Annotated in this window: 12 protein-coding genes and 1 riboswitch; of the genes, 11 read left to right on the top strand and 1 reads right to left on the bottom strand. The window is 50.0% G+C overall.

Annotation, left to right across the window (positions count from 1 at the left end; all coding sequences use genetic code 11):
* Positions 1 to 50: 50 nt before the first annotated feature.
* Positions 51 to 683, top strand: a complete 633-nt coding sequence (locus tag MKX98_RS19585) for a YdcF family protein (RefSeq protein ID WP_220684843.1) — start codon at positions 51 to 53, stop codon at positions 681 to 683.
* Between the two features lie 10 nt (positions 684 to 693).
* On the opposite strand, the gene MKX98_RS19580 is transcribed toward MKX98_RS19585, so the two are convergent.
* Positions 694 to 2,136, bottom strand: coding sequence for an ATP-binding protein (locus MKX98_RS19580; protein ID WP_339218000.1), 1,443 nt, complete (start codon positions 2,134 to 2,136; stop codon positions 694 to 696).
* A 253-nt stretch (positions 2,137 to 2,389) separates the two neighbouring features.
* Positions 2,390 to 2,470, top strand: a riboswitch (ZMP/ZTP riboswitch).
* An 84-nt stretch (positions 2,471 to 2,554) separates the two neighbouring features.
* Between MKX98_RS19580 and purT the strand changes: the two genes are divergently transcribed.
* From purT to MKX98_RS19530, 10 genes are all read left to right on the top strand, one after another.
* Positions 2,555 to 3,715 carry a phosphoribosylglycinamide formyltransferase 2 gene (purT, locus tag MKX98_RS19575; protein WP_339217999.1) on the top strand — a complete coding sequence of 387 codons (1,161 nt, stop codon included), beginning with the start codon at positions 2,555 to 2,557 and terminating at the stop codon, positions 3,713 to 3,715.
* Positions 3,716 to 4,035: 320 nt separating this feature from the next.
* Positions 4,036 to 5,394, top strand: coding sequence for an MATE family efflux transporter (locus MKX98_RS19570; protein WP_339217998.1), 1,359 nt, complete (start codon positions 4,036 to 4,038; stop codon positions 5,392 to 5,394).
* 202 nt (positions 5,395 to 5,596) lie between these two features.
* The gene (locus tag MKX98_RS19565) at positions 5,597 to 7,231 is read left to right on the top strand and encodes a response regulator (protein WP_339217997.1); all 1,635 of its coding nucleotides are present in this window, start codon (positions 5,597 to 5,599) and stop codon (positions 7,229 to 7,231) included.
* Positions 7,232 to 7,236: 5 nt separating this feature from the next.
* Complete coding sequence (locus tag MKX98_RS19560) at positions 7,237 to 9,066, top strand: sensor histidine kinase (RefSeq protein ID WP_339217996.1); 1,830 nt, start codon at positions 7,237 to 7,239, stop codon at positions 9,064 to 9,066.
* Complete coding sequence (locus MKX98_RS19555) at positions 9,059 to 10,060, top strand: substrate-binding domain-containing protein (protein ID WP_339217995.1); 1,002 nt, start codon at positions 9,059 to 9,061, stop codon at positions 10,058 to 10,060. Before MKX98_RS19560 ends, MKX98_RS19555 begins: the two co-directional genes overlap by 8 nt.
* A gap of 171 nt (positions 10,061 to 10,231) precedes the next feature.
* Positions 10,232 to 11,284 carry a galactose ABC transporter substrate-binding protein gene (locus tag MKX98_RS19550; protein WP_339217994.1) on the top strand — a complete coding sequence of 351 codons (1,053 nt, stop codon included), beginning with the start codon at positions 10,232 to 10,234 and terminating at the stop codon, positions 11,282 to 11,284.
* A gap of 91 nt (positions 11,285 to 11,375) precedes the next feature.
* Positions 11,376 to 12,932, top strand: a complete 1,557-nt coding sequence (locus tag MKX98_RS19545) for a sugar ABC transporter ATP-binding protein (protein ID WP_339217993.1) — start codon at positions 11,376 to 11,378, stop codon at positions 12,930 to 12,932.
* Positions 12,910 to 13,929: a galactose/methyl galactoside ABC transporter permease MglC gene (gene mglC, locus MKX98_RS19540; RefSeq protein WP_194543223.1), complete on the top strand. Its 1,020-nt coding sequence runs from the start codon at positions 12,910 to 12,912 to the stop codon at positions 13,927 to 13,929. The genes MKX98_RS19545 and mglC overlap by 23 nt, the downstream gene beginning before the upstream one ends.
* 184 nt (positions 13,930 to 14,113) lie before the next feature.
* Positions 14,114 to 15,184: a Gfo/Idh/MocA family oxidoreductase gene (locus tag MKX98_RS19535; RefSeq protein WP_339217992.1), complete on the top strand. Its 1,071-nt coding sequence runs from the start codon at positions 14,114 to 14,116 to the stop codon at positions 15,182 to 15,184.
* A gap of 3 nt (positions 15,185 to 15,187) precedes the next feature.
* Positions 15,188 to 16,027, top strand: coding sequence for a sugar phosphate isomerase/epimerase family protein (locus MKX98_RS19530; RefSeq protein ID WP_339217991.1), 840 nt, complete (start codon positions 15,188 to 15,190; stop codon positions 16,025 to 16,027).
* The last annotated feature ends 154 nt before the right edge of the window (positions 16,028 to 16,181 follow it).

The following is a 16,181-nucleotide window of genomic DNA, read 5'->3' as shown; positions in this document are numbered from 1 at the left end:
GATAGAATGGACACTAAGGGTAGATTAAGATTGGGCGCTGGGGGTGCAGCATGACACGAAATATGCCGGCAAGGGAAGCTCGGGGCAGAAGAAAGCGTACCGTGATTTATGTGTTGGGGGTATTCATTGGAATCCTGTTAATTTATACGCTGTATGTGGGCATCACCATTTGGAATTATGCGCAAAGAACAGCCAATATCCCGTCTGATGCAGCCATCGTGCTGGGGGCTGCTGTATGGGAAGGGAAGCCATCGCCTGTTTTTCAGGGACGCATTGATCATGCGCTATGGCTGTATGACCGGCAGTACGTAGACAAGCTGATATTTACAGGGGGACGCAGTTCGGAGGATGAACTTGCCGAATCGGATGTTGCCAGGCAGTATGCCATCGAGCATGGTGTTCCGGAGAGTGACATCCTTGTCGAGACGGCTTCGACGATCACGGAGCAGAATCTGCACTTTGCCAATAAGGTAGGAGATTCAGCAGGACTGTCCTCTTACCTCATTGTAAGTGACCCGCTGCATATGAAGCGGGCGATGATGATGGCAGAAGATATGGGATTGGAAGCCAATCCTTCGCCCGCAGCCCGGAGCGCGTATCAGAGCCTGAGAAGCAAAGTTCCTTTTCTAATCAGAGAAGTCTTTTATTACATCGGTTATCAACTGGCATCACCATTCCGATAATATGTATGCGTTATAAAGCCGGTAAATGGATCGTAAAGGTTGTCCCATGATTGGGTATGCTCTCTACATTCATCGTACCGCCATGATTATGAATAATGTTCTTGGTAATCATCAGTCCGAGTCCCGTCCCGGTGTCTTTGGTCGTAACAAAGGGCTGTCCCAGGGATTGGATTTGTTCCTGCGTCATGCCAATCCCTTCGTCCTGCACGATGATTCGAACCTCTTGAGCGTTGTGCAAAATGTCCAAGGTAATGGTTCCCCCTTGATTCATCGCTTCCATGGCATTTTTCAGCAGATTGATGAACACTTGCTTGAGCTGGTTTACTTCACCCTGAACGAAGACCGGTGCCATCGGATAATGAGGGATGATCTCGATATTTTTGAGGGCTGCTTGAACCTTCATAAGGGTAATGATCTGTTCCATAATGGCAAACACGTCGATGGGTCCGCTGACATGAACGCTCTGCGGTTTCGAGAGCACCAGGAGTTCATTGACAATGAGTTCGATGCGTTTGAGCTCCGATTCAATGATTTCAAAATAGAGCTCGTTGCTTCGTTCCGCAGATCGCAGCAATTTTACGAATCCGTTAATCGAAGTTAAGGGATTCCGAATTTCATGGGCAATGCCGGCGGCCAACTGGCCGGCGGTGGTCAGCTTCTCGGATTGCATCACGCGATCTTCTTCCATCTGCTGCTCTGTGATGTCCTTGAAGATTCCGACCGCCGCTTTTTCGCCTTCATAATTTATGATCAACGTGAATCCCGTGACCATTTTCTCCTGCCCGTCCAGACAGCGTATCCGATAATCGACGCTTCCGATCTCTCCGCTCTCGGCATATTTTGCCCTGCGTTTCATCAGTTTGTTATGGTGCGATGCGTCGACTACCACGTCGGTTGAAATCCCGAGGACGTCACGGGGATGCGCAGCATTAACAAGTCTGAGCGCGGCAGGATTAACATAGTGGACAATGCCTTTTTTTGTTATGAGTACGGATAAGGGGAGTCCTTCCAACAGCTGCAAAAACGAATTTTCCTTCTCGTTTAGCTTCTGTTCCTTCAGCTCCAGCTGCTTCATAAGTTGTCTCAGCAAGGTTCGATCTTCAAACTGTACCAAGCAGCCACGGAAATTCTGCGCCAGCTCCTCCTTAACGCTGATACGTACACTGAGGTATACTTCACGATCGGATGGATGGTGGTAAACATATTCAAACTGGGTTATGGATTGCTGCTGATTTTGAGCGGCTCTTGCGTTCCAAACCACTTGATTCAATAAGGCGCGGATGCTGCTATCTTCTTGTGGCGCCCCGGCAGTTAACTCCTGCTGTGAATATCCCAATAGATCACTTAGTGCCGAATTGACCTTAAGAATCGAACCATCAAACGATATCAATGCCATTCCGATTACGGCTTGTTCAAAGGCAAAATCATGATTGGGGTTGGAATAGGGCAGCACAGCAAGTCTCCTTTCAAATATCTGACAGGAATGAATTTATCCATATTATATGTTGGACCCTATCATTCATCAATCCTTTAAAGCGATAGATCAATAACGAAATTTCTCGTTTTGGCGATAAATCCACCCTAAGAAGTGGCTTTCGCAATCGCTGAAGGATGCCATCGATATGCTGAAGTCTAAATCCTAATGTCGCCTTACGGTGATATTGCAATTAACGGGAAGATTAAGTATGATTTAAATAACAATGTATAGGTTTATGTGTAACTGGCGTAGCATGGGGGACCATGAGGGAGCACATAGATGACGACGGCCGTACGCCTGGGCAGAGGTAAGGGAAGCTTATTTCCCTTACCTCTTTATTATTTTCTGCTTTTTTTATAAGTCTCTGAAACTACGAAAAGGGGATAAAACAACGATGTTAAAAACGAAGAAAATACTGCTGCTAGGTTCGGGAGAACTCGGAAAAGAAGTCGTGATTGAGGCCCAGAGACTGGGTGTTGAAACCGTAGCGGTCGATCGTTATGCTGACGCTCCTGCCATGCATGTTGCCGATCACAGCCATGTCCTCGATATGCTGGATGGGGAGAAATTACGCGCAATCATCGAGCTAGAGAAGCCGGACCTGATCGTACCCGAAATCGAGGCGCTCGCTACTTCGGAGCTGGTTAGACTGGAGGAAGAGGGGTACCGGGTTATTCCTACTGCCAGAGCTGCGAAGCTTACGATGGATCGTGAAGGGATTCGCCGGTTGGCTTCCGAGGAGTTGGGACTGCCTACTGCAGGCTATCGATTTGCCGATACTTATGAGGAATTTAAACAGGCTGTCCTGGATATGGGCTTTCCGTGCGTGATAAAACCGCTGATGAGTTCCTCAGGCAAAGGCCAGAGTGTATGCCGCTGCGAAGGGGATATCGAGTCCTGCTGGAACATCGCGATGGAAGGCGGCCGCGTGCAGAACGGCAGAGTGATCATTGAGGAATTCATTACGTTCCAGTCAGAGATCACGCTTTTGACCGTTCGCTCCGTCAATGGAACAAGCTTCTGTGCGCCAATCGGTCATATTCAGGAGAGCGGGGACTATATCGAATCCTGGCAGCCGCACAACATGTCCGATGAGCAAATGGAGGAAGCTAAATATATTGCAAGGACGATTACCGACGAGCTTGGCGGATATGGATTGTTTGGTGTTGAATTGTTCCTTGCTGCGGATAAAGTGTATTTTAGCGAGGTGTCTCCGCGACCGCATGATACCGGCTTGGTTACGCTGGTGACGCAAAATTTATCTGAATTCGCGCTTCACGTCCGTGCCATTCTTGGTTTTCCAATCCCGGAGATCGAATTAATAACGCCGGGAGCCAGCCGTCCGCTGAAAGCTGCGCGAGAACTGGAGGACTACTCAATTACCGGTGCCGAGCAAGCACTGGCTGTTCCGAATACGCAGCTGCGCATTTTTGGGAAACCGGTGACCAAGGTTGGAAGACGGGTCGCAGTTGCGTTGTCAACCGCCTGCACATTAGAGGAAGCGCGTTCGCGTGCGAAGCAGGCTTTGGATGAGCTTGCTATTGAGGAAGCCTAATCATTACCGATTCTTAGGGTGGTGCATCCATAATCTCATGAAAAAAGATCAACCGATTTACCGGTTGATCTTTTTTTCATTGAAATGATTTCGCGGATCAAAATCCGGTATGAACCGTTCTGACCATAGTGACTTAGTTTTGTTAGTCGTTTGATGATAAATATGCAGAAATTTATGTTCTTTCATGATAAGATACACAAGAATACAAACGACCCTCACTCATTATAATGTTTTCAAGGCGCTGCTCTATAGGCTTTATAGCGTTATATTATCTAATAAATATATAGAGGAACGTTTAGTGACGGCATAGGAGAATCTACATGAGAGACATGACGCAAGGAAGTCCGATCAAGCTGATCATCATGTTTACGATCCCGCTTTTAATCGGAAATATTTTTCAACAATTTTATAATATGGCGGATACCCTGATCGTTGGGCGCACCATTGGTGTGAACGCACTTGCGGCCGTTGGCTCGACCGGCAGTATTTTGTTTTTTGTCATTGGCTTTGCCCAAGGCTTGACGGCAGGTTTATCCATCATAACGGCGCAGCGTTTTGGCGCCAAGGATATCGCGGGCGTTCGCAAAAGCGTGGGAACGAGTATATGGATTAGCCTTGTATTCACGGTTTTTCTGACCATTGTGAGTGTCATATTCACGAGGCCTGTCCTCGTCATGATGAACACGCCGGCAGAAATCCTGGATGATGCATATTCGTACTTAATCGTCATTAATTGGGGTGTTGGGGCAGCCGTGCTGTTCAACCTGCTGGCGAACCTGCTCAGAGCGCTTGGGGACAGCCGGACACCGCTTCTATTCTTGGTGGTCGCAAGCATTCTGAATATCGTACTCGATCTGTTATTTATTCTCGTATTCAAGATGGGAGTAGCCGGAGCAGGGCTTGCCACGGTGGTATCGCAGCTGTTCTCCTGCCTGCTCTGCTTGTTATACATTCATAAAAAGGTTCCGCTTCTGCAATTCAAGAATGCTGATTGGTCCATCGATAGGACATTTATACGCCGGCATATGTGGGTCGGTTTCCCGATGGGCTTCCAAGCCTCCATCATTGCAATCGGTGCCATCATTCTTCAGATTACGCTTAACGGTCTTGGGGCAACAGCCGTAGCCGCATATACTGCTGCTCAGAAGATTGACATGCTCGCTACGCAGCCCATGAGTTCCTTTGGCATTACGATGGCGACTTTTGCGGCCCAGAACTTCGGTGCGAATCGCATAGACCGAATCAAGCTTGGAGTTAAACAATGTATATGGGTCTCGGGATCTTTCAGCATCGCCGTGGGGTTGCTGGTTATATTCGCGGGTCCTGCAGCCGTCAGCCTCTTTGTCGGTCATGGACAGGAAGAATTGCTGTCCCTTAGCAGGCTGTATTTCTTATCGAACGGAAGCACCTATTTGCTTCTGTCGCTGTTGTTCATCTACCGCTTCACGCTGCAGGGACTGGGACAGAGCTTTATCCCAACCGTAGCCGGCATCATGGAACTGATCATGCGGGTATTGGCTGCCATCTTCCTGACCGCGCAGATCGGGTTCCTCGGCGCAAGCCTGGCGAACCCGCTGGCTTGGCTCGGAGCCGTCATCCCGCTCGGCATTGCCTACTACCTGAGCATTAAAAGGTTAGGCACGCCTGCTAATCCCGTCTCCATACCGGCCCAGGCGTAAGGATTTTATACAATCGAGTTCAGGACGAATCATGACTTAACGAACAGAAATCACTCTGTTGTTCAAGAGCCATGCATTCGTTCTTTTTTTTTTTTGCCTCAAAGCAGCGTGAAAATGATGCATTCCAAATTTGGATGGGCCGCGGTAAGATCACATTAGATTCTTTTAACTCATTTGACAGATTAGAACAGGAGGGGTTGCCTTGTACAAAGTGCTGTTAGTGGACGATGAAGCCGACGTAAGAGAGGGACTCGTGCAGGAAATCCAGTGGGAAGCCTGCGGATTCACGATCGAGGGAACGGCGGAGAACGGGAGAGAGGCTGTAGAGCTTGCGGAGCGATTGGAGCCGGAAGTTGTCATTACCGATATCAGTATGCCGTTTCAGGATGGGCTCCAGCTGGCCTCATGGCTCAGAGAGTTTCTGCCGCTGTGCAAAATCGTGATCTTAACCGGATACGATGAATTTGATTATGCCCGTCAAGCGATTACGCTCAGCGTGGACGAGTATTTGCTTAAACCTTTCTCAGCCGAAAGCTTTATGGAGCTATTGAGGAAGATCAAGGACAAGATCGATTTGGAGGTTGCAGAGCGCGAGGATGTGCGTCAGTTGAAGGAGCATTACCGCACGAGCCTGCCATTGCTTCGGGAATCGTTTCTTGCGTCGCTGCTCACCCGGAAATTACCCCGCTCGATTGTTGAGGAGAAGATTCGAAATTACGAATTATCTTTGAATGGAGGTTGTTACCTTGCTGCGGTTATGGCCTTATATCCCGCTTCTGTTGATAAGGAGCAAACGTCCTCAGCCTCCCTACGCCATTCTGGAGACTTGGATTTAATGCTGCATGCCATGCTGAACATCGCTAAGGAGCTTCTGGATCCCTCATCTCTTGTAAGCGCATTCATATATCAGGACAGCATTGTGCTGCTGATTGCGAATGATGAGAGGGAGGAAGAAGCGTGGTTTAGCGAGCTGCAGTTGACACTTGACCGTTTATTAAAAAGCATTCTTCATTATTTGAAGCTGCCGGTTACGATTGGAGTGGGCTCACAGGTGGGGAATCTAACAGACCTGAAGCTTTCATATCAGGGTGCGCTGCTGGCGCTCGACTACCGGTTGATTCTGGGTGCCGAGAAGGTCATTTTCATCGATGATGTCGAGCGTCCGAGACCGGAGGGGGTTCGTCTGGATGAATTAAAGGAGCAAGCGCTGATCCGCAGTCTAAAGCTCGGAACCGAAGAGGAATTGACCGAAGCCATTTCGCATATATTCGATGAACTCATTGGCGCCTCATGTACCATTCAGGACGTTCAGGTATACCTTCTGGAAGTTGTAACGGCCGTCTTGCGATCGGCCAAAGAATCCGGGGTTGAGATCGAGGCGTTGTTCGGAGCAGGATTTCAGCTGCATGCGGAGATCTTTAAGTTTTCCGGCTTACAGGAGGCTAAAGCCTGGCTGCAGGACATTAGTTTGACCATACGAAAGCATATTGCCAGCTCCAGGCAGCATGCGTACAAAGACATTGTGGAGAAGGCACTCCAATATACACGGGAGCATTACGTTGATTCGGAATTATCTCTGCAGAAGCTGTGCATGCAGCTTCATATTAGTACAGGCTATTTTAGCGCTGTGTTTAAAAGAGAAGTCAAAATGACCTACGTGCAGTATTTGATGCAGCTTCGGATGGAAACGGCTAAGGAGCTTCTTCGATCATCGGATCTTAGAGCCTTCGAAATCGCGGAGCGTGTCGGATTTGCCGATCCGAATTATTTCAGCTTCTGCTTCAAGAAGTTGGTCGGCATCTCGCCCAAGGAATACCGGACACAAGCGAGGGGGTAGATCTGGTGAAAATCGCGTATGCCAAGCGGAACTCGATTAAACCAACCATTCAGCGATGGATTAGGCGATTTCGCGCACACAGCATTCAATCGATCATCATGTGGTCCTTCTCGGCATTTATTTTGCTGATCGTGATCGTGGTAGCCGTTCTGTTGTTCAATAAATTCTCCCGATCGGCGGAGCATAGCGTGTTTCTGAATGCCCAGCAAATCGTGGATCAAGTAAGCTATAATCTTGAGGATTATGTGGACGGGATGGCACAGCTGTATCGGGCCATTGAGGAAAACATGCTAGCGGACGGGCAATGGGACGATGAGCAGGTTACTCAACAGCTGAACACCATCATGCGAAGCCGGGATGACATCGTCTCCATCGCGTTATTTAATGAACAGGGCAATATGCTGAGGAACCATCCGGCAATGCCGGTTAAGGCCAGCGCGCGGGTGACGGAACAAAGCTGGTTTCACTCGGCCATGAGAGTCTCCAACCATCTGAGCTTCTCACTGCCGCATGTGCAGAATTTGTACGACCATACATTTAAATGGGTTGTCACGATGAGCAAAGGAATTACGGTTGTTCATAACGGGGAGCCAACATATGTCATTCTGCTGGTAGATATCAACTTCAAGAAAATCGATGAGCTAAGCAGCCGCATTAGCTTGGGTAAGCGGGGGTATGCGTACATTATCGATGAAGGAGCGGGAAACATCGTGTATCATCCCCAGCAGCAATTAATTTACATGGGGCTTCGAAACGAGAGTGTTGAGCGGGCACTTACTTCCTCTGACAGCTACATTGATGAATCGGATGGAGTCAAGCGGCTGAACACGGTGAAATCAGTCGTTAATATAGGATGGAAAATCGTTGGGGTTTCCTATTTGGATGAAATCATGACCACAAGAGAAGAGGTCAATCGTTATCTGGTTCAGGTCGTGGCGATGGTTCTGGTGCTTGCCATCGCAGTTTCCCTGATTCTCTCGGCTATGCTGACCCGCCCCATCCGCCGGATGGGCAGAACGATGAAGGCGGTGGAACGTGGCGATTTCAACGTGGAGCTCCCGATGCAGGGGCCACTGGAAGTGGTACAGCTGTCCAGCCGGTTCAATCTGATGCTGGATAAGATCAGGCAGCTCATGAAACAGATTGTGAAAGAGCAGGAATCGAAGCGCAGATACGAGCTGGAAGCCTTGCAGGCTCAGATCAACCCGCATTTTTTATATAACACCTTGAATTCGGTTGTCCGCATGGTGGGCATGAGCAAGAAGGAGGAAGTCATTACGATGATCACTTCCTTGTCGAAGCTGTTTCGTTTGAGCTTGAGCAAAGGGAAGACCTCCATAAGCGTCCGTGAGGAGCTGGAGCATGCAAGGCATTATTTGACCATCCAACAGATGAGATATAAACAGAAATTCGATTTTTTGATCGAAGCGGATGAGGCAGCGCAGTCCTGCTACACGCTAAAGCTTGTGCTTCAGCCCTTAATCGAGAATGCCATCGTACATGGCATTGAATATATGGTGGATCAAGGACATATTCACATAACGGCTGCTATACAAGGCGATCTATTGGAGATGACGGTTAGGGACAATGGGGTCGGAATGTCTCCCGAGATGCTTGAAAGGATATTAGAGGTTGAAACGCTGCGACAACATCCGGCTCCATTCATCAATACGGCAGGCTCCGGCGTGGCCGTTCGAAATGTTCATGACCGGATCCAATTATATTATGGGCACCGTTACGGTCTGGAATATGAGAGCGAGCTTGAAGAGGGCACGACCGTTCGCATACGGATACCGATTATTCACGAGCCAGGGGAGGAGCGGGAGCATGATTAGCATGCAGCGTGTGTTATGGATACCGATTGTACAGAAAGGCCGTCTTGTTGTACTCATTCTATCCTTGATCTTCTTAACATCGTGTTCATCAGACGCAACCATAGATGAGAATGAGCCCAAACTCCGGCACATTGCACTCGTGGCTCCCATACACGCCGAAGAGCAGGGGGATGCCATCCGATTAGGTGCCGAGGCGGCTGCCAAGGTATACGGAATGGTGCTTGATTATATCCCGCTGGAGCCTAGTGACGATGAAGCGGAGCAGCTGCAAGCTGCATTGAAGGTGCTGGAGAAAGGTTCCTCCGCGATTCTGATCGATCCGGCATCCGAAGCCGTACTGTTGAAATTAGGTGATCAGGCATCAGCAGCTGATGTCCCCATCATTGCTTTGAATGATGAGCGAATGACCACAGGTGTCCTGTCCGCCATCGCAATCCATAATGAGGCGGCCGGACGCAAGGCGGGTGAACAGCTGGCCGACTTACTTGGCGATCGGGGAGTTGTCGCCATACTTCGATCCGACAGGGAGGATCCCGACCTCATTGCCCGCGAAGAGGGAGCCAAAAGCGTATTGTCGGGAATTAGCGGGATTCAGATAGCGGACGGGGCAGCATGCGGCAAACGTGAAGATGCATGCTGGCAGGCGGCCAAGCAGCTGCTGGACCGGGAATCGGTTGACGGGATACTGGCACTCGATATTCAGGCCTCCTTGGGAGCGGCAAAAGAAGTCGCAAGACGGAACGTTCAGGGGAAGATCAAGATTGTCACCTTCGGAAGCGACCTGGAGCAGCTTCAGCTTCTGCAGGATGGCATCCTTCATAAACTCATTGTGCAGAACGGGTTCAGCACGGGATATCTGGGAGTAGAACAGGCTGTGAAGGTATTGGATGGTTCGAAATATGATAAGCCGATTGTGCTTGAGACCAAGGTGATTGATGCGGACAACATGTTCTGGATGGATAATCAGAAGGTTCTGTTTCCATTTGTGAAGTAAAGAAATCGCGAAAATTAGAGGCAAAGTGATGAGAATTTTGCTAGAAAGCATGAGGATTTTGAATTCGAATGTCAGGAGCATTGCGGCATAATGGCGGTAGACAGTGAGATATGGCGCAGGAACGCCGTATCCGTCACTGAAAATTCGAATGAAACAGGGAGGTCAACCCAGGTGAAGAAAAAATGGCTGTTAATCCTTATAGCCGGCATGATGCTGACCACGGCGGCATGCAATAACGGCGGGAGCAGTTCAACCGGCAGCGAAAGCAAGCAAGATGAGGCGGCAGGCGGCAGCACACCTCAAGTCGGGGTGGCAATTTACAAGTTCGACGACACGTTCATGACAGGCGTTCGGAACGCGATGTCCGATGCAGCGAATGGCGTAGCCAAACTGGATATCGTGGATAGCCAAAATGCGCAGCCAACCCAAAATGAGAAAATCGATCTGTTCATTTCGAAGAAATACAGCTCTATGATCATCAACCCGGTGGATCGGACGGCCGCCGGCGTCATTATCGATAAGGCAAAAACTGCGAATACGCCAGTGGTATTCTTGAACCGGGAGCCGATCGCGGAAGACATGAACAAGTGGGATAAGGTGTATTACGTAGGGGCAAAAGCGGAGGAATCCGGAACGATTTCGGGTCAGCTTATCGTCGATTATTGGAAGGCCAATCCCAAGGCGGACAAGAACGGGGATGGCAAGCTGCAGTATGTATTGCTGCAGGGTGAGCCGGGGCATCAGGATGCCGAGCTGAGGACCAAATTCTCCGTTCAGGCGATTCAAGATGCCGGGATCGAAGTCGAAGCGCTAGCGGTGGATACCGCCATGTGGGACCGCGTGAAGGGACAGGAAAAGATGCAAGCCTTCCTTGCATCCCATGGCGACAAGATTGAAGCGGTTCTGGCCAACAATGACGATATGGCGCTCGGTGCCATTGAAGCATTGAAAGCGGCGGGTTACTTCAGCGGCGACAAGTATATGCCGGTCGTGGGTGTAGATGCGACAGCTCCGGCCATTCAGGCGCTGGAAGACGGCACGCTTCTCGGCACCGTGCTTAATGACGCCAAGAGCCAGGGTAAAGCTTCCGTTGCGATTGCCGCAGCGCTATCCAAAGGAGAAACGCCGAACAAGGACAACACCGGATATGATATTACCGACGGCAAATATGTATGGATCGCTTACAAAAAAATAACGAAGGACAATATCGCCGACGCGAAATAATAGCAGGGTTATGGGAAGGGACAGCAGCTATTCGTAGCGTTGTCCCTTTATATTGGGCTTTTTCACCCGGCCTGCGAAGGAGGTATTCAAGGTGGCGGAATCGTATGTGCTGGAGATGCGGAATATATCGAAGGCGTTTCCAGGCGTTCAGGCATTAAGCGACGTAACGTTCAAGGTGAGACCCGGAACCGTGCATGCGCTCATGGGGGAGAACGGGGCAGGTAAATCAACGCTGATGAAGTGTTTATTCGGCATCTACAAGCCTGATGAAGGCGACATTTATTTAAACGGCAGCAAGGTAACCATCAACAGCTCCAGGGACGCATTGAATCACGGAATATCCATGATTCATCAGGAGCTTCATCCCGTGCCGCACCGCAACGTGATGGAGAATATATGGCTGGGAAGATTTCCGATGACGGGTTTCTGGCCTTTGAAATTCGTGAACGAGAAACAGATGGCAGAAGATACGCTCCGCCTGTTCCGCGAGCTCGATATCGATATCGATCCCAGGGCAAGAACAGGAGCGCTGTCTGTATCCAAGATCCAATCGCTTGAGATTGTCAAAGCGGTGTCTCATCACTCCAAGGTGATTGTAATGGATGAACCGACCTCATCGCTCACCGGAAATGAAGTGGAGCATCTGTTCAGCATCATGAATAGGCTCCGTTCGCAAGGGGTGTCGATCGTCTACATTTCGCACAAAATGGAAGAAATCCTGCGCATATCCGATGACGTGACGATTATGCGCGATGGTAAATATGTGGGGACTTGGCAGGCCGGCGAGCTGACAACCGATTTGATTATCACCCGCATGGTGGGACGGGATTTGACGGATCGCTATCCGGAACGGGTGAACGTTCCCGGCGAAACCCGGATGCAGGTTCGCCAATTAAGCTCCACGAATCCGAAATCGTTTCAGAATGTATCCTTCGAGCTAAGACGGGGGGAGATATTGGGCATCGGAGGCCTTGTCGGCGCACAGCGAACGGAATTGGTTGAAGCAATATTCGGACTTCGTCCGGTGGCTTCCGGAACTATATCGATCAACGGGAAGCCGGTAAAGATCAAATCACCATCGGACGCCAAGAAAAATAACATGGCGCTGCTGACGGAAGAGCGCAGAGTTACCGGCATATTCCCGGTGCTCTCGGTCTATGAGAATACCGTCATTGCCAATCTTCGCAGGTATCAGAATTGGGCGTTTCTGTTAAATGAACGCAGAGGAATCCAGGATGCGCGAATGAACGTGGAGCAGCTTAGAACGAAAACGCCCTCGGTCCATACCCAGATTCGGAATCTGTCGGGCGGGAACCAGCAGAAGGTGCTGCTGGCAAGATGGCTTCTGACCGAGCCTGAGATCCTTCTGCTGGATGAGCCGACTCGTGGCATTGATGTTGGCGCGAAGTTCGAGATTTATTCCATCATTACGCAGCTAGCCAAGCAAGGAAAGAGCATTATTATGATTTCCTCCGAAATGCCCGAACTGCTTGGAATGTCCGACCGAATCATGGTGATGAGTGAAGGGCGGTTGACGGGAGTTCTGGCAGGGCAGGAAGCAAGCGAAGAGGAAATCATGCGGCTTGCCGCACAGCAGCGGTCAACCGATTCGGGAGGGGAAGTCGATGAATACGCAAACCATCGGTAAGGTTAAAGATTATTTGGCGCAGCGTGCCATATTCGTAGTATTAATATTGCTTGTTATCGGGATTGCCGTTGCAGATCCCAACTTTCTGGCCTTCTCCACGCTCCGGGATATTTTGCAGCAATCCTCCACCCGATTAATTATCGCGCTTGGCGCGGCGTTCATTCTGATCACCGGCGGGGTTGACCTCTCCGCAGGACGCGTTGTCGGATTAACGGCGGTCGTATCGGCTTCCATGCTGCAAACGGATGTATACGCAAATCGCTTTTTCCCGGACCTGCCTCAAGTATCGGTTGTATTGCCGATCCTTATCGGTATTGCAGCGGGACTTATCGTTGGGTTCATCAATGGTTTCATCGTAGCTAAACTGCATGTGCCGCCGTTCATAGCGACACTCGGTACGATGGTCGGCATATATGGCGTCAACTCCATCTATTTTGATATGGAGCCGAACCAATCCCAGCCGATTGGCGGCTTAAGACCGGACTTTACCGTGTGGGGCAGCGGCTACATCGACTTCGGGGGTGGATATTCTCTCCCTTACATCGTCATTATTGCCGTCTTCGTTGCACTTATCTGCTGGGTCATATTCAACAAGACCCGTCTCGGCAAAAATATGTATGCGATCGGCGGCAACGTGCAAGCGGCGCATGTATCGGGGATCAATGTAGCCCGTAATCTGATAGCGATCTACGCTATTTCCGGTGCGTTGTACGGCATCGCCGGCGTACTGGAGGCTGCGAGAACCGGGGGCGCGACGAATAACTACGGCAATATGTATGAACTGGATGCGATTGCCGCATGCGTGGTTGGAGGGGTATCCACTGCAGGAGGCATCGGCACGGTGCCGGGCGTGATGGCCGGGGTTCTTATCTTCGGCGTCATCAATTACGGATTAACCTTTATCGGCGTCAGCCCATACTGGCAATTGATCATTAAAGGGCTTATTATCGTAGCAGCGGTCGCATTTGATATTCGCAAATACATGGCAAAAAAATAATAGCAAAAGAAGCCGCTGGAATATATCCTGCGGCTTTTGTAAAATTATCAGAAAGTATAAACTACGAAGCATGGGCATTCCTGATATCGCAAGAAAAACATCCTCTAAACGCGGTCTGTCTTACGAGAAAGTACGTCGAAAGACGTTTTTCTTTTAATCATCCATTACAGGAGGTGCTGATTTGATGATGGATAAGATGGAATTAAATATCGGGGTTCTTGGCTGTGGCCCCATATCGCAGTACGGACATTTCGAGGCTTGCCGGAGAGCGCGCAATGCCAGGCTATATGCGATATGCGATGTCGCGGAGGATTTGCTGAGCCGCATGGCCGAAATCCACCAGCCAGCCAAGAGCTACAGCGATTATGATAAAATGCTCGCCGATCCCGATGTGGAGGCTGTTATCATTGGCATCGCGGATCAATTTCATGTGGAAGCTGCCCTTAAAGCCATCGCAGCAGGCAAGCATGTCCTAGTGGAAAAGCCTCTGGGCGTCAGCGTCGAAGAGTGTGAGGAATTGCAGCAGAAGGCCGGGGCTACCGGATGTATCGTCCAAATCGGAAATATGAAGCGCTTTGACCCCGGCATCGCGTATGCCAAGCAGTTTATTGATCAAGAAATGGGTGAGATGCTGGCGCTCAAAGCATGGTACTGCGACTCAACTTACCGATATACGGTCACCGACAACGTGCAGCCCATGGTGCAGCATAGTCCGAATGCTTTAAAGCCGGAAGGCAATCCGAAGCTGGATAAGCTGCGTTACTTCATGCTGACGCATGGCAGTCATCTGGTGGATACGGCTCGTTTTTTAGGCGGAGAGATGGAAAGCGTTACAGCGTGGAACACGCAGAAGTTCGGAGCGTACAACTGGTTTGTCACGGTGAAGTATGCCTCGGGCGCAGTAGGACATCTGGATCTTACGGTTGCCGTGCGGATGGACTGGCACGAGGGCTTTCAGATCTACGGCGAACACGGAAGCGTTATTGGCAAGACCTATAATCCTTGGCTTTTTAAGTCCAGCGACGTAGAGGTCTTCTCGGCACGGGATGGTTGTTATCATCGACCGCTCGGGGAAGATGCCCATTTCTTCAAGCTGCAGGTTGAAGGCTTTGCGGATACGATTTTGAATCAGGTTGCCATGAGAGGGGCCAATCTGGAGGATGGAGTGGCTGCTATGCGTGCCATGGCGGCGATTGCACGATCGGTGGAAAGCGGGGATACGGTGAGGCTGGCTGACGTAACGGGAGGTGTATGAAGCATGAGACTTGGCATTTTCTCTAAGACGTTTGAGAGGCCGACACTGGAGGGGAATTTGGACGCAGTGAAAGCAACCGGGCTGAGTGTCATTCAATTCAATCTTTCCTGCGCGGGTCTCCCGTCACTGCCGCACGAGATCGATCTGGAAACCGCGGTGTATATAAGAGAAGAATGTGAGAAACGGCATCTACATATAGCCGCAGTATCCGGGACCTTCAATATGATTCACCCGGACCGTCAGAGATTGCGGGATGACATCCGACGATTTCGCCACTTGGCAGCCATGTGCCATTCGATGGGAACGTCGGTCATTACCCTGTGTACCGGCACAAGGGATAAGGACAATATGTGGAGGGCACATCCGGACAACAATTCACCGGAAGCATGGGATGACCTGCTTACGACCATGCGTGAATTAGTGAATATCGCTGCCGAGTACGAGCTGGAGCTGGCTGTCGAACCTGAGCCCGCCAATGTGATCAGCGATGCGGTCAAAGCCAGAAGGCTGCTGGATACGATCGATTCTCCCCGGTTAAAAATAGTTCTGGACGCAGCGAATTTGTTCCACCCGAACGAAGGGATGCCTTTAACAGAGGTAATTGAACAAGCGCTGTTGCTGCTCAGTGAACATGTCATTATAGCCCATGCCAAAGATTATTCGACTATGGAAGGATTACAGTATAGGGCAGCCGGAACCGGTGAACTGGACTACGAAGCATACATGAAGCTCCTGCACGCTTCCGATTTCAGTGGACCGTTGATTCTTCATGGCTTGCATGAACGTGAAGTGCCGCAAAGCATCTCTTATTTGAAGTCCCAAATCGAAGCGGCCAAGTTATGACGAGCTTCAGACCTATAGACAACAGCTGCACCTATGAATGTCATGGGCTAGGGGGTTTCTTGGTTCATCCTCATCGAATCTTCACAAGTTTCAGTTACAATGGAGTCTTATGTTAAAGTTGACTTGTATTGATGAAGGATACTATAAGGAGAAA

Origin of the sequence: Paenibacillus sp. FSL W7-1332 (assembly GCF_037969785.1) — a bacterium.
GTDB lineage: Bacteria > Bacillota > Bacilli > Paenibacillales > Paenibacillaceae > Paenibacillus_AQ.
The sequence above is the reverse complement of the archived record's forward strand: the minus strand, read 5'-3'. Positions and strand labels throughout refer to the sequence as shown.

Coding starts and splice junctions, on each gene's coding strand:
- MKX98_RS19585 (WP_220684843.1), top strand. CDS start 51: ATGACACGAAATATGCCGGCAAGGGAAGCTCGGGGCAGAAGAAAGCGT.
- purT (WP_339217999.1), top strand. CDS start 2,555: ATGTTAAAAACGAAGAAAATACTGCTGCTAGGTTCGGGAGAACTCGGA.
- MKX98_RS19570 (WP_339217998.1), top strand. CDS start 4,036: ATGAGAGACATGACGCAAGGAAGTCCGATCAAGCTGATCATCATGTTT.
- MKX98_RS19555 (WP_339217995.1), top strand. CDS start 9,059: ATGATTAGCATGCAGCGTGTGTTATGGATACCGATTGTACAGAAAGGC.
- mglC (WP_194543223.1), top strand. CDS start 12,910: ATGAATACGCAAACCATCGGTAAGGTTAAAGATTATTTGGCGCAGCGT.
- MKX98_RS19535 (WP_339217992.1), top strand. CDS start 14,114: ATGATGGATAAGATGGAATTAAATATCGGGGTTCTTGGCTGTGGCCCC.
- MKX98_RS19530 (WP_339217991.1), top strand. CDS start 15,188: ATGAGACTTGGCATTTTCTCTAAGACGTTTGAGAGGCCGACACTGGAG.